Consider the following 23,218-nt stretch of genomic DNA (forward strand, 5'->3'; position numbering starts at 1 on the left):
GCTCTTCCTTAATACACGCGAGCCTTCGGCTCGATGTACTGGATCTCGTTCGACATCGTGTAGGTGTGCACGGGGCGGTAATCGAGCGTCGCCTTGTGAGAGGTGTCGTCGAGCCAGGCCAGCGTGTGCTTCATCCAGGTCTTGTCGTCGCGCTCAGGGAAGTCCTCGCGGGCATGTGCGCCGCGCGATTCCTGACGGTTCAGCGCGCCTTCCATGGTCACGACCGCCTGACCGATCAGGTTGTCGAATTCAAGCGTCTCGATGAGATCGGTGTTCCAGATCAGCGAACGATCCGTGACCTTGATGTCGGACGAAGCGTTCCACACCTTGTGGATCAGCTCCTTGCCCTCGGCCAGCACCTCACCCGTGCGGAAGACGGCGCAGTTGTTCTGCATGGTCTTCTGCATATCGAGGCGCAGTTCCGCAGTCGGGGTCGAGCCGTTGGCGTAGCGGAACTTGTCGAGGCGCGAGAGCGCGAGAGCGTCCGCATCCTTCGGGAGATCGGAATGCTTTTCGTTCGGCGTCAAAATCTCGGCGCAGCGCAGGCCGGCCGCGCGGCCGAAGACCACGAGATCGATGAGCGAGTTGGAGCCGAGGCGGTTTGCGCCGTGCACCGACACGCAGGCCGCTTCGCCGAGCGCCATCAGACCCGGCACCACCGTATCCGGGTTGCCGTCCTTCAGGGTCAACACTTCGCCGTGATAGTTCGTCGGGATGCCGCCCATGTTGTAGTGGACGGTCGGCAGAACCGGGATCGGCTCCTTCGTCACATCGACGCCCGCGAAAATCTTGGCGCTTTCCGAAATGCCGGGCAGGCGCTCGTGCAGGATCTTCGGATCGAGGTGATCGAGGTGCAGGTAGATGTGATCGTTGTTCTTGCCTACGCCGCGGCCGGCGCGGATTTCCATGGTCATCGCGCGGGAGACGACGTCACGGGAGGCAAGATCCTTCGCGGACGGCGCATAGCGCTCCATGAAGCGCTCGCCTTGCGAGTTGGTGAGGTAACCGCCCTCGCCGCGCGCGCCCTCGGTAATGAGGCAGCCCGCGCCGTAGATGCCGGTGGGGTGGAATTGCACGAACTCCATGTCCTGCAGCGGCAGGCCGGCGCGCAGCACCAAGGCGTTGCCGTCGCCCGTGCAGGTATGCGCCGAGGTCGCCGAGAAATAGGCGCGTCCGTAGCCACCCGTCGCGAGAATGGTCATGTGCGCGCGGAAGCGGTGGATCTCGCCGGTCGTCATGTCGAGCGCGACGACGCCGACGCAGCGGCCCTCGCTGTTCATCATGAGATCGAGGGCGAAGTACTCGATGAAGAAGTTGGTCTGGTTGCGAACCGCCTGGCCGTAGAGCGTGTGCAGGATCGCGTGGCCGGTGCGGTCGGCGGCGGCGCAGGTGCGCTGCGCGGTGCCCTTGCCGTAATCCGTCGTCATGCCGCCGAAGGGGCGCTGATAGATCTTGCCCTCGTCCGTGCGCGAGAACGGGACGCCCCAATGCTCCAGCTCATAGACGGCGGCCGGTGCGTTGCGGCAGAGATACTCGATGGCGTCCTGGTCGCCGAGCCAGTCCGAACCCTTGACGGTGTCGTACATGTGCCAGCGCCAATCGTCCGGCCCCATATTGCCGAGCGAGGCGGAGATGCCGCCCTGCGCCGCGACCGTGTGCGAGCGGGTCGGGAACACTTTCGTGATACAGGCGGTGCGGAGGCCCGCCTGCGAGCAGCCTACCGTGGCGCGAAGCCCCGCGCCGCCCGCGCCGACCACCACCACGTCGAAGGTGTGATCGATGACCTTATAGGCGTTGCCGTTGGTTCCTTGGGCCATGTGTGACGTTCCTTAAAACAGAATCCGGCCGAGGCTGACCTTCAGGATCGCGTAGAGGCACGCGATCGCGACGGCGACGGAGTAGAAATTGTTCGCGATGATCGCGACGACACGCAGCCCGCTGCCCTGCACGTAGTCCTCGATGATGACCTGCATGCCAAGGCGCATGTGGTTGGCCACCGAGACCACCGCGAGAATGAGGACGATCGCGACAAGCGGATGCGAGATCAGCGCCAGAGCGTCAGCGAAGTTGGCTCCGGCGAGCGCCGCAACGATGAAGACAAAGGCGATCATGAGCGGCACGTTCGCTGCCGCCGTCAGACGCTGGAGCCACCAATGCTCCACGCCGTGACCGGAAGCGCCGAGCCCCTTCACGCGGGACAGGGGGGTGCGCATGGAAACGTTGTTGTCGGCCATGGCGCTCTCCTTAGAGGAACGTGAGGGCGGCGGCCCAGATCGCCAGGGTGAGGGCGATGGAGCCGACCAGGGTGAGACGGGCCATGCCGATGCGCTGATCGCGCTCCATGCCGTAGCCGAAATCCCAGATGAAATGGCGGATGCCGCCGAGCATGTGGTGCATCAGCACCCAAGTGTAGCCGAACAGGATCAGAAGCCCGAAGGGCGAGCCGAAGAACCCCTGCACCGCCGCGAAAGCCCGCGGCCCGGTGGCCAGCGCCACGAGCCAGATCGCGAACAGGGCGAACCCGAAATACAGCGCGGTGCCGGTCGCCCGGTGGAAGACGGACATGGCCATCGTCCAGGTCCAACGATAAATCTGAAGATGCGGGGACAGGGGCCTCTGGGCCTCTTTCGCCTCAGCCATGGCGTTCGCTCCTGATCGGCGGCGCAAGTCGCGCTGAAAGTTAGAACGGTTCGTATCTGATGCGCGCGGGCACCGCAATGCGCCTTCTGCGAGAGATGGTGACATCAGGCAAACTTCGTCAGCCGCGAAGTGTGCCCAAGGGACATACTCTAGACAATCTTTAATAATTCATATCTACCTTCGCGAAACGCGAAGGGAGCCTTATGCAATTCGATCTGACGGACCTGAGCCTTTTTCGCCATGTGGTCGAGGCCGGAAGCATCACCCACGGAGCGGAAAGGGCCCATCTGGCGCTGGCCGCCGCCAGCACCCGCATCCGCAACATGGAGAAGTCGCTCGGCGCGCCTCTCCTCCTGCGGAACCGTCAGGGCGTGGTGCCGACGCCGGCGGGACGCACCCTGCTCCAGCATGCCCGCGCTCTCCTCTCCCAGGCGGAGCGCTTGAGGGAGGATCTCGCCTCCTTCACCGGCGGCCTCGCGGGCCAGATCCGCATCCTGTCCAACACCAACGCCCTGACCGAGTTCCTGCCCGAGGCGCTCAGCGCCTTCCTCGCCCACCATCCGCAGGTGAGCATCGATCTGGAGGAGCGCCTGAGCGACGAGATCGTCGGGCTGATCGCCGAAGGGGTCGGCGACATCGGCATCGTGGCCGGCACCGTCGATACGGGGCGGCTTGAGACCTTTCCCTTCCGCAGTGACCGGTTCGTCCTCGTCGTGCCCAAGGGGCTCCCTCTGGCGACAAGCACCAAGGTCACCTTCGCCGAAGTGCTGAAATACGATTTTGTTGGCCTCGACCGGGCGAGCGCCCTGCAGCGCTTTCTCGCGGCCAAGGCGACCCGGATCGGCCTGCCACTGCGCCTGCGGGTTCAGCTACGCAGCTTCGATGCAGTGTGCCGCATGGTGGAGGCGGGCGTCGGCCTCGGCATCGTGCCCGAAACCACCGCCCGCCGCGCCGGACACACCATGGCGATCACCGCCATCGACCTCGAGGATCCGTGGGCTGCGCGAGACCTGACCCTGTGCGTCCGCTCGCAAAGCGAGCTGACCGCCACGGCGCGGGAACTAGTGGCGCATCTGCGGGGTGGCGCCGAAGGGCCACCGCAAACGACCTAACGCGCCGGCCGCACATTCTGGTTCATGCGAAACAGGTTCTGCGGATCATAGCGCCGCTTGATCTCGGCAAGCCGCTGGTAGTTGCCGCCATAGGCCGTCTCGACGCGGTCTTCCTCATCTCCCGGCATGAAGTTCACATAGGCCGTCGGCGCAGCATGAGGCCGGCCCGCTTCGAAAATCTTGCGGGCCCAGCCGATGCAGGTCCGGTCCATGTCCGGCTCGCGCCAGCGCGCATGAACGTTCATCACGAAGTGCGAGCTGCGTTGCGGAAAGGCCGTCGCCTCCACCGGAATTCGCTCGGCGACACCGCCGACGTGACCGACGAAGATTTCGCATTCCGGGCCCGGCAATTCACGAACCGCATCGAGCAGAATGGCAATGGTTGCGTCGGAGAGTTCGGTAAAATCGAGGCTCTTCCAATAATTGCGCGCGCCTGGCGTTAGAAGCGGATCGAAGGCCTGCTGCCAGCCCGCGAAAGGATGCGGGGCGACGACATCGGCGATGGGCTTGCCAATGGAGCGCAACGGGGCAGTCGCCTCCTCACCCGCAGCAAGGCCGCCGCAGTGACACATGGCGAGGATCACGACTTCTTTGCCATGCCACTCTTCTGGAAGGAAAGGCAGCGGCGGCGCACGTCGCATCACCGCCCAGCAGGTGAGTTCATCGGGCGCTGTTTCCAAAGCATCGCGGTATTGCGCAAGAACCGTCGCCGCGTCCTCGAACGGATGCACGACGAGACCCGACATCACTTGCGGGCCGAGGTCGTGAAGCTTGAACTCGAAACAGGTCACGACACCAAAGTTTCCGCCGCCGCCGCGCAAGGCCCAGAAGAGATCGGGATTCTCCGTTGCGCTTGCACGCACCATCTCGCCATCCGCCGTCACGACATCGGCCGAGATGAGGTTGTCGATGGTCAGGCCGAACTTGCGCGTGATCCAGCCGAACCCGCCGCCGAGCGTCAAGCCAGCGATCCCCGTTGTAGAGTTGATGCCCGTCGGCAGCGCAAGACCGAAGGCCTGCGTTTCCTTATCGACGTCGGCAAGCGACACGCCGGGCTCGACGAAAGCCCGCTTCGCTTGCACATCCACGCGCACTGATTTCATGGGCGACAGATCGATCATCAATCCGCCGTTGCAAACAGCATTGCCCGCAATGTTGTGGCCGCCTCCGCGCACCGAGACGAGCAGTTGGTTGTCGCGCGCAAACCGCACGGCGTTGATGACATCCGCAGCACCGGCGCATTGCACGATCAAGGCGGGCTTGCGATCGATCATGGCGTTCCAGATCGTGCGCGCTTCGTCATAAGAAGCGTTGCCCGCATCGAGCACTCTGCCACGCAGCTGCGCCGCCAGCGCTGCAATGGCGGCTGCGCTGACCGTCGTCGTTCCCGATTGCAGATTCGTGAGGCTCATGTCGTTCATGGTTCGCTCCCAAGCCGGTGAATGAACCGTCGCCCCCGCGGCGCGCATTCTGCGCGCGCTCTTAAGGCGGCGCAAGGCGGCCGCGCGCGGCCGCGCTGAGCTCTTCGGGATAGGGCTTATGCCTCCTCCACCAAAGATTTCACGCGATCCGCCTTGTCCGATATCAGCCCAAAGCGATACCTCGATTGGGGAGGATTGTGACTATAAGCTCAATGCAGTAGCGCTTGAAAAACGCCAAGGCGGAGGGAGATCATCATGGGTAGGGCCGTGCTGAGACGACTTGCGCAGGCTCTCACATCCATCTGCACGAGCGCGCTGTTTCTGCTACTTGGATTGCCCGCACAAGCGGCCGATTATCCGCAACTGCAGCCCATCATCTATCCGCCGACTTTCGCACCGGACTATTTCTTCAACGAAGTGCGCCTCGGAGGATATGCTCATGGGATCGGCGATCCCGAACGCGGCACCGCCGACGTCAATGCCGAAATCCTGACCCGCAGAATCGCGACCTTATCCAATCCCGATTACGCCTGGCTGGTGCCGCGCCTGCATGTCGGCGGTACCATCAATACCGCCGGTCGCACGAGCTATCTTTATGCGGGTTTCACCTGGACCTTGGAGAATCTGATCTGGCGCGGCGCATTCGCCGAAGTCACCTTCGGGGTCTCCGTCAACAACGGTCGGACCGGCGACTTCGTACCGCCCGACCACTCCAGGATTGGCTGCCATACGCTCTTTCGCGAGTCCGCTTCGCTCGGTTACCGCTTCGACGAGCACTGGAGTGTGATGGCAACGATCGAGCATGTCTCGAATGGCGGCCTCTGCCATCAGAACCGCGGGGTCACCGCCGGTGGTTTGCGGATCGGCTACTCGTTCTGAGGCCTCGTCCATGACGCATGTTCTATGAGGCGGCGAAATCCACCTGAGGCATTGCCACCCCGCGCCTGTGGCACGCCGCTTCGAGCGTATTGCGCAACAGGCAAGCAATCGTCATCGGTCCGACGCCGCCGGGCACCGGTGTGATGGCCGATGCAACAGCAGCCGCTTCCGCGTAAGCCACGTCTCCCACCACCTTGGTCTTGCCCTCCCCCGCATCCGGGTTCAGCACGCGGTTGATGCCGACATCGATCACGATGGCGCCGGGCTTGACCCAATCGCCCCGCACCATTTCAGGACGACCCACGGCGGCGACCAGAATATCGGCGCGGCGACACACCTCCGGCAGATCTTTCGTGCGCGAATGCGCCACCGTCACCGTGCAGCTCTGTCCGACGAGGAGCTGCGCCATAGGCTTGCCGACGATGTTGGAGCGCCCGATGACCACCGCATCGAGCCCGGCGAGATCGCGCCGGATGGATTGGATCAGTAACAGGCAGCCGAGCGGCGTGCAGGAGATGAAGCCCGGCACGCCGGTCATCAGCTTGCCCGCATTGATGGGGTGAAAACCGTCGACATCCTTCGCCGGATCGATGGCCTCGATCACCTTCTGCGCATCGATCTGCTTCGGCAGAGGCAGCTGCACCAGAATGCCGTCGACCGCCGGGTCGGCGTTGAGCTTGGCCACAAGCGCCAGAAGCTCCGCTTCACTCGTGGTCGCAGGCAGCACATGCTCGAAGGAGCTCATGCCGACTTCCATGGTCTGGCGCGCCTTGTTGCGCACATAGATCTGGCTTGCCGGATCTTCACCCACGAGCACGACGGCGAGCCCAGGAACCACGCCCCGGTGCGAGAGACCCGACACAGCCTCGGCAATGCGGGCGCGAAGGCCGGTGGCATAGGCTTTTCCGTCAATGATCGTGGCGCTCATCAATCCTGTCCTGTCAAAGCGGCGAGCGCAGCGGCGAGACCGCCCGCATCGCCCGCAATCGAAAACGTTTTCAGCCGGGAAGTCGCGCCCGCCTCGATGCGCACCGCCGAGGCCGGAACCTTCAGCGCCTTCGCTAGAAGCCGCCGAACGCCCTCATTGGCCGCTCCATCCTCCGGGACGGCTCTGACGCGCACCTTCAGCACGCGGGTCCCATCGGAGAGCGCATCGACCCCATCGATGGCATCCCGCCCACCCTTGGGGGTCACGCGGACGCGGACCTCCAACCCATTGGGGCGGGGACGCCAGGGCAAGGCCGCGCCCGCCTCAGAAAGCCACCGGCATGAGGTAGTCGCCGATCAGCTTTTGGATGAAGATGATGATCAGGATCAGGATGACCGGGGAAATATCGACCCCGCCCAGATTGGGCAGGATGTTCCGGATCGGCCGCAGGGCCGGCTCGGTCACCGCATCCAGGAAATTCCAGATCGCCCGGACGAAATCGTTGCGGGTATTGACCACATTGAAGGCCACGAGCCAGCTCAGGATCGCAGAGCCAATGATCAGGTAGACGTAGAGATTGAGAGCCAGCAGAATGACTTCGAGCAGAGCGCGCATGGGAAACTCGTCAGGACCGGGCGCTGCTCATGTAGCGTCCCTTGCGGGCGGGAACAACCCAGGAATAAGCCGAAGGCGGCCCTCCCCCGCAAAAGATGAAGGCCCGCCCCACGACGCCAATTGACAGACTAAAGCCCTCGGGCCTAAAACGCCGCCGCTTGGTCTTTGAAAAGCGACCGGGGCTGTAGCTCAGATGGGAGAGCGCTGCAATCGCACTGCAGAGGTCAGGGGTTCGAATCCCCTCAGCTCCACCAAGCAGACTTATATTCCTATATCAAGGTAGAGAATACGTGAATTTAGCGCAACTTCTAAAGAGTTACGCTAAATATTAGGTATATAGAGACGCTATTTTTCATCAACAACATACTAATTCATTGTCTGCAAACGCCCAAGTCTCAGGTGCGTTTCATTCAGTTTCCAAGTAACTCGCCAATCGGATGCAGAGACAGGTTCGTTTGCGATAAAAGCTTGTTTTCTAAGAATTACTCTTTCCACCGCGGGTTGGGGTGACACTTAAAGACAGAGTTCGTGACTTCGAATCCCCTCAGATTCCACTTTACAATTACAATCTGCGCCCGATCTCCCACGCGTCGGTCGTAAACTGCCATCGGAAGGCACCTGTCATGCTGGGAGGTCCTTCGTGGCAAGGCCGTACGTACTTCCCGCACGAGGATCGGTTTGCAAATGATGCAAATATTGTGGTCGGCATTCCGCGCCGCGCGCAGATGCTTACTAGGCGGCGGCCTTTAACGAGATATCACCGGCGGTGAGGTTTTCGATAATGGTCTTCATCACCGGCGGGCAGACCCCGTTACCCAGAATCCTTAGCTGGTCCCTACGGCTCCCATGGTTGAGCTGGAACGAGCGATTCGTCTCCGGATCCCGCTTGAAACCCATGGCTCGCATGAGCTCCGGTACCTGGAGCATCCGGAGTGTGGGCTTACCGTCGACCCAGCGCACTAGGCCAAAGCGGTCCAGGGTTGTGAGCGTCCTGAGCGGCCGGTTAAGGGGCTGCCACCCTCCACCCTTGTCGGTCGAATAGTAGACGATGAGGAAGTCCGTCCCCTTGCCCAGGGCCTCGATGCCGCGGTTGATGCGCGCCACTGTCGCCTCAGCGCGCCGTTCGGTGAACGCCGGCCCGGCGTGCCACCGCAGGGGGCCATCGAGGATGCTGGCCGCTGTCTTCAGCTTCACTTTCGGAGGGATGACCTTCCCAGGTTGGCGCTTCCGGTCGCCCATGATGAAAAGGCGCCGTCGGTTTTGTGGCACCCCGAAATCGGCGGCGTCCAGGGACTGGATCTGCAAATGGTAACCTTCGCTCCGGAGCGCCTGGATCAGGTCGTCATAGCCCTGCCAGTTGCGCATGCCCGTGACATTCTCAAGGACGATCCACCTCGGTCTCATCCCACGGATGAACGGCATCATGTACCACCCTGAACGTCGGCTCTCCTCGCAGCGCGGCGCAGCTCCACGCGCAACGGAGTGGTGCGTGCATTCGGGAGATCCGATCAGGATGTCGATCTTCTTCATCCTCCCAAAAATCTCGGGCCCGGTGTCGATTGTCAGGCGCGTGTTGACCACCTTGGCTTCTGGAAAGTTGTCCGCGTACACACGCGTGGCGATGTCCCAGGCGTCGACAGCACCGACCATGGTGACACCCGCCAGATGAGCCCCCCAGCTGCTGCCCCCTCCACCCGAGAACAGATCAACGCCCCGCAACATTGTGCCCCCGCATGAATCAGAGCGGGCACGCGGAGCTTGGCCCCGGTGCCCCACTGCATTGTTCGGCGTAAAGCTACCTGGCTTTATCGGGTCCCACTAGGCCTGTCGTCGCTTAATCCACTGGTGCCGTCGCCGTCTGTGTCAGCAGGCGGTCAATCCTTCGAAGGCAGCGCTTAGGCGATGCTGCGACCTGATGCTCCCAGAGGCGCAGAACGCGCCAGCCGGCCTGCCGAAGAAGCCGGTGATTTCTCCGGTCGCGCCACCGGTTGCCCTCGATTTTTGCCTCCCACTTCTCGCTCAGCTTGAGGCGCCACTCGTCAAAACGGTAGCCGTGCCAAAAATCCCCATCAACGAACACCGCCACGCGCGCCTCCCTGAAGACGAAGTCCGGCCGCCCGGGCAGGTCCCGCGCGTGTGTCTCGAAGGAGTAGCCCATCGCCGCGAGCGCCTCCTCGATCAGGCGCTCGGGCTTGGTGCCTTTCCCGCGGATACGCGACATCACTGCGCTGCGCTTCTCGGGACTCATGATGTCGCCGCGATGCAGGCGCTTGGGCCGCGAATTTTCGATGTTGTCCATGACGCGAATCCAGGAGATGCTGCAGTGTTAGGGCACTAGGATAACCCCCGGGGGCAACATCTGTGGCGTTTGAGGATACCCTCCCCGAAGAGGAGGTGCAGCATCGCATCGAGACGCGCGTCTCACTCGGGCACTTCATGGCGAATATCCTACGCGCCGCGGGGGCCGAGAAGGCTGACGTGCAGCAGTCCTTTGCGAAACACCTCTGCGATACCGCGAAGCTCCTCGACGGCTTTCTCCGGAGCGACGGTCGGATCGCGAGGATGGATTACCTACCTGGCAAGTACTGGCCTGCCCAGAGAGGCAGGCGGTTCGCATTCATCGACGGAGGCGTAGCCAATGTCGCATTGCCGGGCGCGGCCCCGTTAGCCATCAGGGTCGGAGCCTATTTGGTCCGCCCAGGGCGCGAGGGCGCTGACCGTGAGGACTTCGCGGTGCAGATGCACTTCGTGGACGATCTCTACGACCCTGCCCAAGACGTTTACGACAACGATTTTGAGGACATAGCCAAGCTCCGTGACGCCGCCCGGATCATTGCCGAGGCGGGAGCATGCCGCAGCCTCTTCGAGGAAGCCGGCGACATCGATGCCCTGCTGATCCAGGGGCCGCTGATCAATCCCGTGTCTCCATATGGCACCCCGGGTTTTCCGGCCTATACGGCTTCGGCATCCGAGAAACTCTGCCGGCAAGCCGGTCTGTCTGACCGTGACCGCCACTTTATCCCCCTCTATCTTCGGATTCTCCGGGATCTCAGAGACCGGGGGAGCATCGTTGCCGGCGTCGTCGAGCGTGATGGTGGGGGACGTCGCTTCATCAAGAACGTTCTCGACCAGATGGTAGAGCGTGGGAAGCTCGACAACGCGCGGCGAACCAGAGCGGAGAACTTCCTCAAGAAGTACAGCCTATCTGATACTCAGCTGCTGGATCTCATCCTCCGCGAGGGCGAGTACGTGCTCCCTCTCGCAATCAACCGGCAGGGCGGGCCCGACGAACAAAACAAGTGGCCGAAGAAGTGGGAGAACGAGATCGGGCAGTTTCCGTTAGCGCTCACCACGTTCCTTAAGCCATCCGAGAACGTCCAACCGCTCAGGGTGGAGACCTTCGAAGGCACTGCCTCTGACGATCTGCTATCGCTCGTCCTCCACACCAGTCGTCTGCTGCCTCGCTACGGCTTCCCCGTCGGCCTGGACGTCGTCGATAGGTTCGCCAAGGTGCCGGACTGGATGGGACGTCAGATCGCTACCGGGCACAAGGTGAACTTGCTGCGGAAGGCCTTCGCCACGGACAACGAGAAGGTCAGGGACTTCTCGATCCGAATGCTGTCCGCCTCTGGGCGCGACTGGCTCTATCGACCCAAGATCTGAGGATTGCACCAACCATGACCGACTGGATCAAGAGCAACGAACGTCGGATCGGAACAGTCGTCGGCGATGCCTCGACCGATACCTACACCTTCATCCTGAAGAGCTTCAGTGCAAAGCTGGGCGATATCGTCGCGACCCCGACGGATGTGCCCGGGCACGCGGGCACCTACGGCGCGATCATCTGGGGTCGCGTAGTCGGCATTAACCGCGTCAACCCTTTCTTCCCGGCTGAGGCCGCACAGGAACTTTCGGAACAGGACATCAACCTGCTCGATACCGTGCTCTCCACGACACGTGACTATCTGCAGGCGGAGGTCCTTATCCTGGGCGCGACCAAGAATATGGACGTTACCAACCTGCGCTTGTCGCCCGTGACCTACCCCGTGAAACCCTCTGCGGGCGTTTTCAGCCCGCCGGCGGAGGCGATCCGTGTTCTTCTCACCGGCGGCGATAATAACCAGGTCAAGCTCCGCCTCGGTACGTTGATCGGGCGCAAGGATGTTGATGTCTCGCTTCAGGCGAATAAGATCGTCTCGCGCCACTTGGCGATCCTTGCGATGACAGGCGGCGGCAAGACCGTGGCAGCCCGGCGCGTTCTACGGGAACTCACCGCCATCAACTATCCCATCGTGATCCTCGATCCGCACGGGGATTATCTCGCGTTCTTCGAGAAGCGGAGGGAGCTCGGCGGTGTCGACGTCAAACTCTTTTACCCGGCGATCCGCGTCTACGGCTCCGATTCTGGCGTCATCGAGGAACTTATCGCCAAGATGGGGCATCGCCTTACCGACCCGCAGAAGGACTTCTTCCAAACCGTTGTCGCCCAGACCAATCTTGAGCCGGGAATGACCGCCGAGCGCTACATCGCCGAGCTCATCACGACCTGTGGCAGACTCCGGGATGGCGGCGGGAACGGGGGCGACCGGCTCAACGCCCTGACGGTAAACGCGGTCCGGCGCTCTCTGGACTTCGTCCGCCGCGCCCTCAATTCAATGCAGACCAACAACGAGCGCCTGATGGCGCAGCTCAAGCCAAAAGGTTACGCCTTTACCGAGCTGCCGGATCCGCAGACGTCTCCGGACGAGATCGTCCGCCCAGGGCGGATTTCGATCATCTATCTCGCCGGCTTCGATCACCTCACGCAGTCGGCCATTGCTTCGATTGTGATTGAGCACCTGTTCGCTCACCGGGCAAAGCTGACCGACCGAATTGCCCCTTTCCTCACGGTCATCGAGGAGGCACACAACTTCGTGCCCGGCCGCCGCGAGGGAACCGAGGACACGCCTTCGTTAGCGACCGTACGAAAAGTGATCACCGAGGGCCGCAAGTTCGGCACGGGCCTCATGCTTATCTCGCAAAGACCCGCCCGCCTTGACGAGACGATACTGTCCCAGTGCAACAGCTTTCTGGTACTGCGCCTCGTCAACCCAAAGGACAAGAACTTCGTCCGATCCGTCATGGAGAACCTGTCCGAGAGCGACGCCAACATCCTGCAGACCTTTGGGCCTGGCCAGGGTATAGTTTCCGGTCAGGCCGTCAGATTCCCCCTCCTGGTCGATATCGATTTCGACGAAGATCTTGTCAGCGAGGCCATCGGGGATGAGGATTTTGTGAAGAAAGCCAAGGATTGGTCGCCGGATCCAGTCCGGGAAGAGATCGCAAGCATCGTCGACGAGGTCATTCCGCCTGAGCCACCCGCCTCTCCAGCCACCAAAAGGGCTGGCAAGCGGGCTCCGCTTCCCGACGTCACGTTCAACGCTGGTACCCGAGGAGGCAAGCCTAACGGAGCTGGTAAACGCCCGCGCGCATAGCGCCGCGGGCGATCCGCGCTGCGAACTTTGCCTGCTTCTCAGATGGCGCCTTTGGCCAGCCGCGGTTGGCTTGCTTCGCCATGTCGAGCGCGAAGTCGCGGTCCCAGTCAGAGAAACCTTCGGCGTTCGCGGCCCATTTTGATGCCTCGAACCATTGATCCGGTGTCATCGCCTTCGTGACCGCGACGTCGTCATCCAGGTCCAGGGGCCCCTCACCTTCCGAACAGACTTGGCCGAGATCCGCTAGAACCACTGTGTTTAGCCCGTGGCCGGCACCCGGCTCTGAAACATGGATCGGAGCAGCGGCTTGCTCGGGCGCGCGGCACTCCGGTGGAAGGGGCGCCGGCAGATCCAGGGAGAGGCCCTTCACGTCTGCCCAGCACGCCTCCTTCTTGAACCACTCAGTTGTGTGCTGACCAACGTTCAGTGTCATACGTTCCAACACGAGCGGCGCCCACGCATCCAGCAGTTCCCGGATCTCCGGCGACACGGCTTGGTTCTGCCAGATCTCGTCAAGATCCAGCCGATCACCAAGCCGATACGAGAGGTACGAGGTGAGGTAGGCCTTCACCATCGACCCAACGCCGCCTCCAATGCCCGCATCTGCGACTGCGCCACTAGCGGCACGGAACAGGATCGCCATCGCGACGATGTGCTTGAAGAATGTCTCGTCGACGGATTCTATGGGTATGCCGCCATCGGTGGCCGAGACGATCTTCTTGAAGGCGTCGAAGTTCTTCTGCGCCCCCTTGCTGACGAGGTGCGGATAGAGACTCCACGCCATCCAGTACTTCGCCATGTCGGTCTTCCCGAACCGCTGGTCCTTCGGGATCTGCCGTTTGAAGTCGGCTTTGCGTTTCGGCGTAGTCCCCTCGCGGTTCATGGCGGCTTGGTAGGAACCGCGTGTACGCTCGTAGAACCAGCGCATCGCCTGCCCGGGGCACCAAGTGTCGTTCGCAAGCTGCTCCATCCGTCGATGGAGTTCCTCATTGGCCTCCAGGTCGGCTGCTTGGATGGGGTTTTGCGTGTTGGCATAGCGGGTGATGCGCGGGACGAACTCGCGCAAATCCTCACTCGCCACTTTCGTGAGCTTGACGGCCACGGCGACCTGAGAAAGGTCGGCGCCACCCTGCTTCTTGGCGCCCTCCTGCGCCTTGTAGATTGAGCCGGTAGTCTGGGCGCCGTTAACGATCTGAAGGCCCGCGATCCGAGTCACGCAAGGCTGCCCATGGATCGTCTCGATTTCGATCTCTTGCGCCGTCGCAGTCAGGCCGTTGTTGTAGGCCAGGAAGCGCTCCGGCTGGTCCTTGACGGTCTTAATGATCTCCTTGTTCACCTTCGTTTTGTTGTCGAGATAGGAGCGCAGGTTGGTGTCGTAGAGTCGGGGTCCGTATCGCTTGAACAGCCAATGGATGGTCGTCCCGCTGAGGATGAGAAGGTAGCTCTTGTAAAAATGGTCGCGACCGGTCGCCTCCAGGCATGGCACGGCGCCGCCGAGTCCCTCCCTAAAATCGACCACGATGTCGGCAGGGCTGAAGGTATCGTCCGAAAGCTTGTAGAGCCGGTCGACATCGTAGATGTCATACACGACCTCGATGTGCCCAAAGCTCGCCGCCCGGTCGTACTCCTTCGTACCGAGCCGGAGGTTGGTTACGAATACGACCCGAAGCTCGGTGATCCGCTCTGCGTGCTCTCCAATATGATCGACGAGCGGGCGCACCTCGCGAATGCCTTGGAGCGCTTCAGGGTTGTTGTACGCCATCCGGAAGCACCGGAGCACCATCTCCACCCGGCTCCGGAATTCGGTCAGCGCCAGGGTCTTGGTCGCCGGATCGTCTTCGTAACGCGCGGTGAAAAGCGTCAGCTGACCGTCCGAGCTCACGGGCAGATACCCGAGGATCATCAGATTAGTATTCTGAACCTTGGCCTTGAACGGGCAGCGCACGAAATCGTCAGAGCCCACCGCATCGTCACCGACGTCGGTGGACACCCCGCCCTGGTCTTCGAGGTAATCCATGGATACAGCCAGCAGGTGTCCGTCCAATAACAGGGGGTCGTTCCCCTCGGTTTCGGCGAACTCGCGCACCTGTTCGCGAAGGACATCTGCGAACTCTGTCGCCTTCTCCTCCTCAATGGAAATGACAGGCGATATGCTCTGGGCCGTCATTAAGGCTCCCCCGGTCTCGACAGTCTGCAGTGGCGGGGTTTCCGCCTACACGTCTGAACTAAGATATTGCGCCGCAACCGATTCCCGGCAGACGGAGCGTAGCGCAAAGGATCAATCACTCTGCGGGCAGGAGCAAGACCCCGGTCTGCACAACCTAATGGAGAACCCCGGCAGAGTGCCACTCGTCTCAATTTTTGTTGGGGGAGGACGCCGGCGGAGGGAGACTTGGCGGGCCCCGGGGTGATATTGGCTCACGCTCGATATCAGTTGAGCCATTGAAGCCAGTGTAAATTTCTAATGTGCTGCGGCGCATAAATAATCAATGCGCAACGACCCTTTGTTGGTACACGAGACTGTACAAAGACCATTCCTAGCTCGTCGTATTCCATTGATTTTTATGAGCATTCCGTCCTGGGCCTCTCCTCTTGGCTTCTATGGAACGCTGATCACTTGATGACCGAACGCGGTCGAAAGCGCTGCTTAGATCAGAGGATCGGGAGCATCCGACCATGCTAGGTGGGCCCTGGTCGTGATATCAAGAAGCAAATGAAGAACAAGGGCACCGTAGGAACATCAGGACGGAGGGTAATGCTTGACTGGTCGGGACTGCTTCTACACCGACGATTTTATGTTCAATATCATGGGCATCGAGGATCTGCCGACGACGCTATATCAGTATACGTCCGTCGAAAGCCTCGAGAAGATACTGGAAACCCGCAGCCTTCGCTTTTCTCGTCTCGACACGATGAACGATCCAGAGGAGGCCACGGCGGCCGACCTGCCGCACGCGGCTAGCTCGGTGTTCGTATCCTGCTGGTCGGCTGGTGAAGCCGAGCACATCCCGATGTGGTCAATGTATGGGCGGAATTTCGCTGGTGTCCGGATCAGGCTGCCGTCCAACATGTTCTCGGGTCGCAGAAAGCCTATCGTGCACGAGAAGGGTGGAGCGCTGTCCACGTTCGACGGCATTTACAGCATTAAGCGGAAAGTTCCAGCGATGAGCACAAGCGGTCGCGGTATCATTGGGCCGAACAAAATTTGGTACAGCGATGATCCTGCCTATCGGAACCGCAAGCTGGTTTCCCGTGAGGAAGGCATGGCGCGTTTCAATCCGTATGACCTTGGCATGGTGAAGGGAACATATTGGTCCTACGAGCAGGAATGGCGGTTCAAAATCGCCGCGCTCCCCTTCGAAACGCAATTTCCGGATGACCAATACTTAAACAATGTGGCTCTCGACTTGGGCACTTACCCCATCGAGACGGAAGCGCTCTTCATCCCTCTCGACCCCTCTGCACTTGACGAGCTTGAGGTGACGATTGGCGGAAGGGCCGACCACACCGTGATCGAAGCGGTGGAGTGTATCCTTGCGGAGCACGCCCCGAGGGCGAGTTTGGCTCGCAGTCAAATCCCGATTCGTTAGCGGCATCGGCGGAGGTCGCCGCCCCGGGGCTCTATGCCCGGAGCATATGCCGTGTTGGAAAGGATCGTTCGGTATCTGGAGAGGCCCTCCAACCGGTCATGATTGTCGTCCGCTGACATCAGTCACGGTCTGAGCGCGCTGGCGTCCGCATTTGGGAAAACGCCCGGCGCCCAACGGGCAGCGGCCTCTGCTCAGTGGGGCGAGTTAGCGCACTAGTTTTGCCCATCGATAGAATTCTGGTTGCACTCCGGAGTTGAACAGGTCGACATACTGAAGCGCCAAAACTACGCAGTTGCGCTCCAAGGCGGTCTTTGTTGAGCAATCATCGTTAGTCAAGGGCGCCGCGAAGCCATCTTCGTCTGATCAATCCAGCTAACCGGCAGATCCTTCATTTTTGACATTCCGGTCCCCCGTTCCAACGCCCCATCGATGACGGTTCTCACTATCGCGGGAGACAGGAAGGCGAGATTGAGATTCATGCGAACGGCTCGCTCGCTGCAGCCCTCCCTCGCCGCGATCACCTGCGTCGTCGTCTCCGGATCGGTGATGATTTCCGCCAACCAGCGCCGGGCTTTTGTCAGGGCAACAAGCAGCCTTTCCCTAGCCTCAGAGCGCATGGGACGAGCGGTTTGACGATCAATCCCGATGATCTCACGCGCGCGCGTGCCACCGCTTGGGCTCCAGTCGATTTCGACGCCGCTCAACTCCCTCCCGTCGTCCCCTTTCGACTTGAGTAGCAGTGACAGCTTGCCTTTCCGGACAACGACTTTTTCTAGATGCGTTTCGACCAAAATTCGGTCACCGCTTGCGGGACGTTGATCGTCCGTGTCAGTCGCATTCGGCGGGAAGAAGGAAAGCCTTCGAAGGTAGTCGAGCAGAACCTGCTCCACCCCGGCGGCCGACACGCGAGGGCATGAGCCCGTCTCGGCTTTGCGCCCTTGCAAAAGTGCCTGCGAGACGTAGTAGCGATAACGGATGCTCCCCTTCTGAGCATAACTCGGGCTCATGGCGTTGCCGCGGTCGTCAAATAGCCGCCCCAGCAGAAGCGCATCAGATCCGCTACGACGGTTCCTGAATGTCTGAGCCTGTTCCGCGAGCTGGCGCTGAACTGCATCCCATAAGGCCAGATCAATCAGCGCCTCATGCTGCCCGGAATATCGCTGTCCTTTGTGGACGATATCGCCGACATAGACCGGATTCGAGAGGATCTTGTAGAGATGGCCCCGGCTGAACAGGCCGCCTCCGGTCTGCTTGCCTGTACCGTCAGTCCTGACAGGAAGGCGACGGTCCTCCCCATTCAGCCAATTCTTTAGCGTGTGGACGCTGCCACAAGTCATGTATGTGGCGTAGAGAAACCGAAACGCTCGATCGATGTTGCAATCTGCTTCACCTGGGCCTTCGAGTGGCTTCTGGCATTCCTGGAATAAGGCTTGAGCGTAGAAACGGCGATCAGCTCCACACGCTGATCTTGAATAAGGGACATGGAAAGCTCCGTGCTGTGTTTGCCCGAAGCAGGTCCTTCCATGCTTTCAGCCGAGGCGCATTCACGGGATTTCGCTCGAATTTGCGTGATCGTAGCCTCAAGCTCGCGGCGCTGATCGTCGCGAAGACGGGCCGCGTCATCGGCGAGAAGGTGGCGGACGACAAGGACCGGCTCAAAGAACCGGAAAACTTCCGCTAGGGCAGCATATTGCGGCATCGTTACAATGTTGACGTCCGCCCGAGCCGTGTTCCAGAGTGCCGTAAAACGAGAACGGACATGGCGGGCGGCAGAGAACTCAGCGACACGATCGCGTTTATCCGGAAGCTCGACCGAGCGCGCAGTCCCGACGACGTCTGCGCGATGCTACTCGAGATCACGCGCCGATTCGGCGTGGAGCGCGTGCTCGCTGGACTTATCCCGATGCCCGGGGCCGACCGCCGCACGCAGCTGTCGCACGTTGTCATGAGTGCCTGGCCGGAGGAGTGGTCGCGCCGGTATTTTTCGCACGACTATCTCTTCCGTGATCCCACAATCGAGCAGGTGCAAAAAGCGGCAACGCCCTTTCTGTGGAGCGAGCTTGAACCGGCCTATCGCTCCGACTTCGCAGCCCGACGGATCATGGAGGAAGCAAGCGAGTTCAAACTGAAGGAGGGCTACACCATCCCTCTGGTCACGATCGAAGGAGACGTCGCCGGGTTCTCACTCGCCGGCGAGCGGCTGGAAATGTCGCCCGAGGAGCGGTCTATGCTCGTCCTCGTCGCCACCTATGCGCTCGGACGCGCCCTGCCGTTGCGGAAGATCCCACAAGTGCCGGCCGCCGATCTAACCTTGCGTGAGCGCGAGGCCCTGCAATGGGTCGCCGAAGGACTCTCAGATTGCGACATCAGCGAGAAGATGGGGATCTCGGAGCATGGCGTAGACAAGCACATGCGAGCTGCCCGCTCCAAGCTCGGCACGGTCACCCGGGCGCATGCTGTCGCCGAAGCGCTGCGCCGGAACCTGATTAGATAGAGGGTACGAAAAGGCGTACTTTCGTCGGCCGGAGCGATCGGCAAAATCGCCCCCACAAACAACTAGTGGGGGCACAAATGATTCATATCGTGACGCCTGAGAACGCGCATCTCTACAAAGACGAGATGGAGCAAGCCTACAGGCTCCGCCACCGCGTTTTCGTCGACGAGATGAAGTGGACCGACCTCGCGAAACCCGATGGCCGCGAGATCGACCAATTCGACGACGAACACGCCGTGCATATGCTCTACATCGACGATGGCAGAAAGGTGCTGGGCTACCAGCGCATGCTGCCCTCGACACGACCGCATTTGCTTTCCGACGTGCTGCCGCAGCTGTGCGAGGACGAGCGTCCGGCCGGCCCGCACATCTGGGAATGGACGCGCTACTGCGTCGAGCCAGCCCATCGGGAACGAGGCAGGGCGCTGAGCCCCGTGGCCAACGCTCTGCTGTCGGGCATCGTGGAATGGGGACTGGAGAGCGGCGTCAACACCATCATCATCGAGATGAACCCCTTGTGGCTCCTGCGCCTGGTGCAGTTGCACTTCCGCACGGCTCCCCTCGGCTTACCGCAGCCGGTGGGTGGGCAAGACACGGTCGCGGTGACGGCGGCGTTCGACCGTCGCACGCTCGTCCGCCTGCAGGAGATGCGTGGCAACTGCCAGCGCGTCCTGGTCCAGCCGGCAAACACCATGCCCTTATACCTCGCGAGCTAGTGCGATGACTCGCCCGTCCATCAAGATTAGTGCCGAGCAGGAGATCACCATCCTGCAGTTCTGGGCCCAGGCCATGGACATCAAGCGGACATTCACGCCGGAGGAGATCCAATCGGTGCCGGGATTGTCGAAAGCGATTGAAGTCGCCAAGACGCTGCCGGACGGGATCGGATGGGGCAATGACCTCGCCGACACGCAGGCCGCAAATATGCCTCGCGCCAGAAAGACCTAGGCTTTCTGGCGCGCCGTTTCCGGTGTCTCTGGCATGGGAAGGGCGTCGGCTACGGACGCGACCATGGCGACCAATTTCTTGCGCACGGCAGTATCCCCAATTCGGGCGAAAGCGCGCGCGAGGGCCAGCCCATCATGCGTGCTGATGAGCGGCTGCAAGTCGTCGTGCAGGCTGTTCGAGGGCGTCGCCTTCGCATAGCCCTCGAAGAAGTAGCCGACGGACACGCCCAGCGCCCCGGCGATATCGACGAGGCGGCCTGCTCCGACACGGTTGGTGCCTTTCTCGTACTTCTGGACCTGCTGGAAGGTGAGACCGAGGATATCACCAAGCCGTTCCTGGCTCATGCCGATCGAGACCCGCCGCAGCCGGATACGCATGCCGACGTGCCGGTCGGCGTCACTCGGACTTTTCTTCACCACGCTCACCTCATCGTTCCAAGCGTAGCGGTAAATGCCATAACGCAACATTGCAACCATTCCGTGCGCCAATCATCCGCTTGTGCTCGACTCAAATGGACGCCGCGATGCACGTCGGCTCCATATCGGGTCGCGGCCGGTGGGCCGGTCGATCACGCGGGGCAGAGTAGCCTTGGCAAGCAGGAGGCTAACAAACCGGAAAGCTTGAGATTCGGCCGGCATGAGCACCCGCCCATGCCGACGAAATCCGCACGTCCGTCCAAAAACGGAGAAGCCCTACTCGCTTTCGGATGGGTCAGGCGATCGATGCCGATCAGCGTCTTGGTGCTGAAATCGAAGCTGTCGCCGACGAGAATAAGCTCGTCCCACCGGGCCTTCGGTAGGGCTCCCCCATCGAACACCTTAATTCCGGAAAAGCGCTCCTGGTTTACGACGATCGTGTCATGCTGGTCCGAGCCTTGGACGGTCTCAAAACCCGAAAACACAACCGGCAATGTCAGATCAAACCTTCCGCCACCAACGAGCGACAGAACGCCGGCGCCACCCCCCTCAAGGGTTGCATCAGTCAATTCATTGGCGCGGACCGCCACGGAGGTGGCGGCCATCGACGGGGCTACTGGCATTGTTATTACACGTGCATTTTTGTCTAAACCGCAACCCATTATTGCAATCGGGTGAGGCATCAACTCTCCAAACAGAGGGCACGTAACGTCACTTGATGCTTATTATTCAGGCACTTGTGGCATCTGCCGTCCTTTGAGGGGCGCTTGACGGCGAAATTGCAGCGTTGTCTCAATGCAGGGGCAGTCACGATTAGGGGCGCCTTACTGGACTATGCGGCGCCTTACGGATGAATTCGCCCATTAGTTGTAATCATCCATCCAGTTCTTGCGTGATGACGACCTGAATAGCAGCCTGCTACTGCCGTGTTGGCTGCCTGATACGGCCCTGTTATGGGCCTGCTAGGCACCTGTTATTCGAAGGCCTCGCACCCGTTTAAGTCGTTACAATTATTTGAAATATAAGAACTTTTCTACAGGGCGCGTTCGATCTCCAACCTAATATTCGGAAAAACAGGTCTTGCAGGAAAAGAGGTCTCTATCGGACAAAGCTTTTCCGGTTGGGTGAGCCGAAGCTGTCGGAGACAGGTTGCCGTAGGACTACCTCCACCACCAAGCGCCCCTAAAAGGGCGGTTTTTCAGGCAAATCCCGCACAATCAGCAGCTTACGCTTCGCCGGGGCGTGCCACAGTGGCATATACGAGGCTTGAACGGGGCGACATCCTCAACAGTGATGCCAACCGCCTACTGAGCTTGCTCTAAGGGATCAGACTCGAAGGAAGGTCCGGGGGCGCTTCCGCGCAAACGCGGCTCAGGCGCTAGCGCGCACCGGCCCGGCGCAGGATCGCGATGATCCCCTCGTAGCCGCGCGTTTCGGCGTGTCTCAGAGGCATCACGCCGTTTCGATCCGGGATCCCGGGATTGGCTCCACCCTCGACGAGAGCCCGCACGGTCTCAACATGACGCGGCCCGCCATCGCCGAGGATCACCGCCTCGATCAAGGCGGTCCAGCCCAGGTTGTTGACGTGATCGAGCGGCGCGCCGGCCCGGATGAGCTCGCGGACGACGCCGTCATGGCCGAGATGGGCAGCCGCGATCAGCGCGGTTCCGTCATAGATGCTGGTGACGAGCTTCGCGCTGGCGCCGGCGGCGATGAGCGCCTTCAGCGTCGGCACGTCGTCCCGGACGGCCACGATGGTCACGGCGTCGTAGCGCTGGTTGTCGAGAAGGCCGGGATTGGCCCCGGCTGCCATCAGGGTCCCGATGGCTGTGCCGTGGCCCTGGAACGCCGCCACATGCAGCGGCGTACGGCCATTGCCATCACGAGCGTTGAGGTCCGCGCCGGCTTGAGCCAGCCGCCGGATGCTCTCGGCAGAGCCTTCGGCTGCTGCTGCATGCAGGCCGCGATAGGCCGATAATTCCGTTTGCGTGGGAGCGGTCTGCGCAAGGGCCGCGCCTCCGGAGAAGGCCAGAAACCCGATCAATCCAACGAGCGCGAATGCATGAGTCATGGCACATCTCCAAGCCGTGCGCGGTGGCTGGCGCTGAAGCCAGCCACCGTCGGCTGTTACTTCAGTTTCGCCTGCACCTTGGCAATGCCGGCATTCGCGCATTCCTCGTCGAGCTGTCCGCCCGGAGCGCCGCCGACACCCACGGCGCCGATGACCTCTTCGCCGGCCTTCACCGGAACCCCACCGCCGAGCAGCAGGAAGCCTTCAATGGCGGCCAGGTGACGGGCAGCCGGGTTCTTCTCGGCGTTTTCCATGATGGCCGTGGTGTTGTTGCGGGCGGAGGCCGCCGTGTAAGCCTTGGCGCGGCTCGCCTCGACCGTGTGGGGACCGGCCCGGTCCGCCCGAAGCACGGCGCGCACGAGGCCGGCGCGATCCACGACGGTGGCCGTCACGTTGAAGTTCTTGGCGGCGCATGCCTCGACGGTGGCCTGGGCCAGCTCCTGGGCGACTGCCAGGGAGATGTTCCGCTCCTGAAGGACCTGGGCGCTGGCGGCCACCGGAGCCAGGGTGAGAGCCGCGAGAACGGCAACGCGAATTTTCGACATGAGGCTTCTCCAATTGGGATCGTGACGATCCCGGTTGTTCGACGCCTGCAACCCTAGCCGGGCGGGATCCGGCTGGTTATCGGTG

The 23,218-nt window shown here is 61.5% G+C and carries 24 protein-coding genes, 1 tRNA gene and 1 pseudogene; 9 read left to right on the forward strand and 17 right to left on the reverse strand.

Features of this window, described 5'->3' with window-relative positions:
• Positions 1 to 8 precede the first annotated feature (8 nt).
• From sdhA to sdhC, 3 genes are read right to left on the reverse strand one after another with little or no spacing between them, the layout of a single operon-like run.
• Positions 9 to 1,817 (reverse strand): succinate dehydrogenase flavoprotein subunit, encoded by a 1,809-nt coding sequence (gene sdhA, locus HB375_RS01335; protein ID WP_167671151.1) that lies wholly within the window; start codon positions 1,815 to 1,817, stop codon positions 9 to 11.
• A 12-nt stretch (positions 1,818 to 1,829) separates the two neighbouring features.
• Entirely contained in the window at positions 1,830 to 2,234 is a 405-nt protein-coding gene (gene sdhD, locus HB375_RS01340; RefSeq protein WP_167671152.1) for a succinate dehydrogenase, hydrophobic membrane anchor protein, read from the reverse strand.
• A gap of 10 nt (positions 2,235 to 2,244) precedes the next feature.
• Entirely contained in the window at positions 2,245 to 2,640 is a 396-nt protein-coding gene (gene sdhC / locus HB375_RS01345; RefSeq protein ID WP_167671153.1) for a succinate dehydrogenase, cytochrome b556 subunit, read from the reverse strand.
• Positions 2,641 to 2,843: 203 nt separating this feature from the next.
• Here sdhC and HB375_RS01350 point away from each other — a divergent pair, with 203 nt between their 5' ends.
• Positions 2,844 to 3,752, forward strand: coding sequence for a LysR family transcriptional regulator (locus HB375_RS01350; RefSeq protein WP_167671154.1), 909 nt, complete (start codon positions 2,844 to 2,846; stop codon positions 3,750 to 3,752).
• On the opposite strand, the gene HB375_RS01355 is transcribed toward HB375_RS01350, so the two are convergent.
• On the reverse strand, positions 3,749 to 5,173 hold the full coding sequence (locus HB375_RS01355; protein ID WP_167671155.1) for an FAD-binding oxidoreductase: 1,425 nt from the start codon (positions 5,171 to 5,173) through the stop codon (positions 3,749 to 3,751). The two genes, HB375_RS01350 and HB375_RS01355, sit on opposite strands and share 4 nt — an antisense overlap.
• 255 nt (positions 5,174 to 5,428) lie before the next feature.
• Here HB375_RS01355 and HB375_RS01360 point away from each other — a divergent pair, with 255 nt between their 5' ends.
• Positions 5,429 to 6,052, forward strand: a complete 624-nt coding sequence (locus HB375_RS01360) for an acyloxyacyl hydrolase (protein WP_167671156.1) — start codon at positions 5,429 to 5,431, stop codon at positions 6,050 to 6,052.
• A 22-nt stretch (positions 6,053 to 6,074) separates the two neighbouring features.
• Here HB375_RS01360 and folD read toward each other — a convergent pair whose 3' ends face one another.
• The 3 genes from folD to HB375_RS01375 are packed head-to-tail and all read right to left on the reverse strand — an operon-like array spanning position 6,075 to position 7,595.
• The gene (folD, locus tag HB375_RS01365; protein WP_167671157.1) at positions 6,075 to 6,980 is read right to left on the reverse strand and encodes a bifunctional methylenetetrahydrofolate dehydrogenase/methenyltetrahydrofolate cyclohydrolase FolD; all 906 of its coding nucleotides are present in this window, start codon (positions 6,978 to 6,980) and stop codon (positions 6,075 to 6,077) included.
• A complete protein-coding gene (locus HB375_RS01370; RefSeq protein ID WP_167671158.1) occupies positions 6,980 to 7,291 on the reverse strand; it encodes a DUF167 family protein in 312 nt (103 codons plus the stop codon). Before HB375_RS01370 ends, folD begins: the two co-directional genes overlap by 1 nt.
• A 13-nt stretch (positions 7,292 to 7,304) precedes the next feature.
• Positions 7,305 to 7,595, reverse strand: coding sequence for a YggT family protein (locus tag HB375_RS01375; protein WP_167671159.1), 291 nt, complete (start codon positions 7,593 to 7,595; stop codon positions 7,305 to 7,307).
• Positions 7,596 to 7,773: 178 nt separating this feature from the next.
• Between HB375_RS01375 and HB375_RS01380 the strand changes: the two genes are divergently transcribed.
• Positions 7,774 to 7,849 (forward strand) — tRNA-Ala (locus HB375_RS01380).
• Positions 7,850 to 8,327: 478 nt separating this feature from the next.
• On the opposite strand, the gene HB375_RS01385 is transcribed toward HB375_RS01380, so the two are convergent.
• Entirely contained in the window at positions 8,328 to 9,317 is a 990-nt protein-coding gene (locus HB375_RS01385) for a DNA cytosine methyltransferase (protein ID WP_167671160.1), read from the reverse strand.
• 112 nt (positions 9,318 to 9,429) lie between these two features.
• The gene (locus HB375_RS01390) at positions 9,430 to 9,894 is read right to left on the reverse strand and encodes a very short patch repair endonuclease (protein ID WP_167671161.1); all 465 of its coding nucleotides are present in this window, start codon (positions 9,892 to 9,894) and stop codon (positions 9,430 to 9,432) included.
• Positions 9,895 to 9,956: 62 nt separating this feature from the next.
• Here HB375_RS01390 and HB375_RS18455 point away from each other — a divergent pair, with 62 nt between their 5' ends.
• Together HB375_RS18455 and HB375_RS01400 are read left to right on the forward strand one after the other, a co-directional pair.
• The gene (locus HB375_RS18455) at positions 9,957 to 11,258 is read left to right on the forward strand and encodes a DNA double-strand break repair nuclease NurA (RefSeq protein ID WP_167671162.1); all 1,302 of its coding nucleotides are present in this window, start codon (positions 9,957 to 9,959) and stop codon (positions 11,256 to 11,258) included.
• Between the two features lie 14 nt (positions 11,259 to 11,272).
• A complete protein-coding gene (locus HB375_RS01400) occupies positions 11,273 to 13,069 on the forward strand; it encodes an ATP-binding protein (RefSeq protein ID WP_167671163.1) in 1,797 nt (598 codons plus the stop codon).
• Here the strand turns inward: HB375_RS01400 and HB375_RS01405 are convergent.
• Positions 13,038 to 15,236, reverse strand: coding sequence for an AIPR family protein (locus HB375_RS01405; protein ID WP_167671164.1), 2,199 nt, complete (start codon positions 15,234 to 15,236; stop codon positions 13,038 to 13,040). The genes HB375_RS01400 and HB375_RS01405 overlap by 32 nt on opposite strands.
• A 592-nt stretch (positions 15,237 to 15,828) precedes the next feature.
• On the opposite strand from HB375_RS01405, the gene HB375_RS01410 reads away from it, so the two are divergent.
• Entirely contained in the window at positions 15,829 to 16,659 is an 831-nt protein-coding gene (locus HB375_RS01410; RefSeq protein ID WP_167671165.1) for a DUF2971 domain-containing protein, read from the forward strand.
• A gap of 332 nt (positions 16,660 to 16,991) precedes the next feature.
• Here HB375_RS01410 and HB375_RS18015 read toward each other — a convergent pair whose 3' ends face one another.
• From HB375_RS18015 to HB375_RS01420, 3 genes and pseudogenes are all read right to left on the reverse strand, one after another.
• Positions 16,992 to 17,549: a resolvase gene (locus HB375_RS18015; RefSeq protein ID WP_246728286.1), complete on the reverse strand. Its 558-nt coding sequence runs from the start codon at positions 17,547 to 17,549 to the stop codon at positions 16,992 to 16,994.
• 258 nt (positions 17,550 to 17,807) lie between these two features.
• Positions 17,808 to 17,996 (reverse strand): annotated as a pseudogene (locus HB375_RS18555) (recombinase family protein); the annotation flags it as partial.
• Positions 17,993 to 18,142 (reverse strand): ParB N-terminal domain-containing protein, encoded by a 150-nt coding sequence (locus HB375_RS01420; protein WP_167671167.1) that lies wholly within the window; start codon positions 18,140 to 18,142, stop codon positions 17,993 to 17,995. The gene HB375_RS01420 and the pseudogene HB375_RS18555, both read right to left, overlap by 4 nt.
• Before the next feature lie 276 nt (positions 18,143 to 18,418).
• Between HB375_RS01420 and HB375_RS01425 the strand changes: the two genes are divergently transcribed.
• From HB375_RS01425 to HB375_RS01435, 3 genes are all read left to right on the forward strand, one after another.
• Complete coding sequence (locus HB375_RS01425) at positions 18,419 to 19,153, forward strand: helix-turn-helix transcriptional regulator (protein ID WP_167671168.1); 735 nt, start codon at positions 18,419 to 18,421, stop codon at positions 19,151 to 19,153.
• A 77-nt stretch (positions 19,154 to 19,230) separates the two neighbouring features.
• Entirely contained in the window at positions 19,231 to 19,869 is a 639-nt protein-coding gene (locus tag HB375_RS01430) for an acyl-homoserine-lactone synthase (RefSeq protein WP_167671169.1), read from the forward strand.
• Positions 19,870 to 19,873: 4 nt separating this feature from the next.
• Positions 19,874 to 20,101, forward strand: coding sequence for a hypothetical protein (locus tag HB375_RS01435; RefSeq protein WP_167671170.1), 228 nt, complete (start codon positions 19,874 to 19,876; stop codon positions 20,099 to 20,101).
• On the opposite strand, the gene HB375_RS01440 is transcribed toward HB375_RS01435, so the two are convergent.
• From HB375_RS01440 to HB375_RS01455, 4 genes are all read right to left on the reverse strand, one after another.
• Entirely contained in the window at positions 20,098 to 20,568 is a 471-nt protein-coding gene (locus HB375_RS01440; RefSeq protein WP_167671171.1) for a helix-turn-helix domain-containing protein, read from the reverse strand. The genes HB375_RS01435 and HB375_RS01440 overlap by 4 nt on opposite strands.
• Before the next feature lie 101 nt (positions 20,569 to 20,669).
• Positions 20,670 to 21,122, reverse strand: coding sequence for a hypothetical protein (locus HB375_RS01445; protein ID WP_167671172.1), 453 nt, complete (start codon positions 21,120 to 21,122; stop codon positions 20,670 to 20,672).
• A 773-nt stretch (positions 21,123 to 21,895) separates the two neighbouring features.
• Positions 21,896 to 22,588, reverse strand: coding sequence for an ankyrin repeat domain-containing protein (locus HB375_RS01450; protein WP_167671173.1), 693 nt, complete (start codon positions 22,586 to 22,588; stop codon positions 21,896 to 21,898).
• Between the two features lie 56 nt (positions 22,589 to 22,644).
• On the reverse strand, positions 22,645 to 23,133 hold the full coding sequence (locus tag HB375_RS01455) for a GlcG/HbpS family heme-binding protein (protein ID WP_167671174.1): 489 nt from the start codon (positions 23,131 to 23,133) through the stop codon (positions 22,645 to 22,647).
• Positions 23,134 to 23,218 lie beyond the last annotated feature (85 nt).

This window comes from Microvirga terricola, assembly GCF_011777495.1.
Classification (GTDB): domain Bacteria; phylum Pseudomonadota; class Alphaproteobacteria; order Rhizobiales; family Beijerinckiaceae; genus Microvirga; species Microvirga terricola.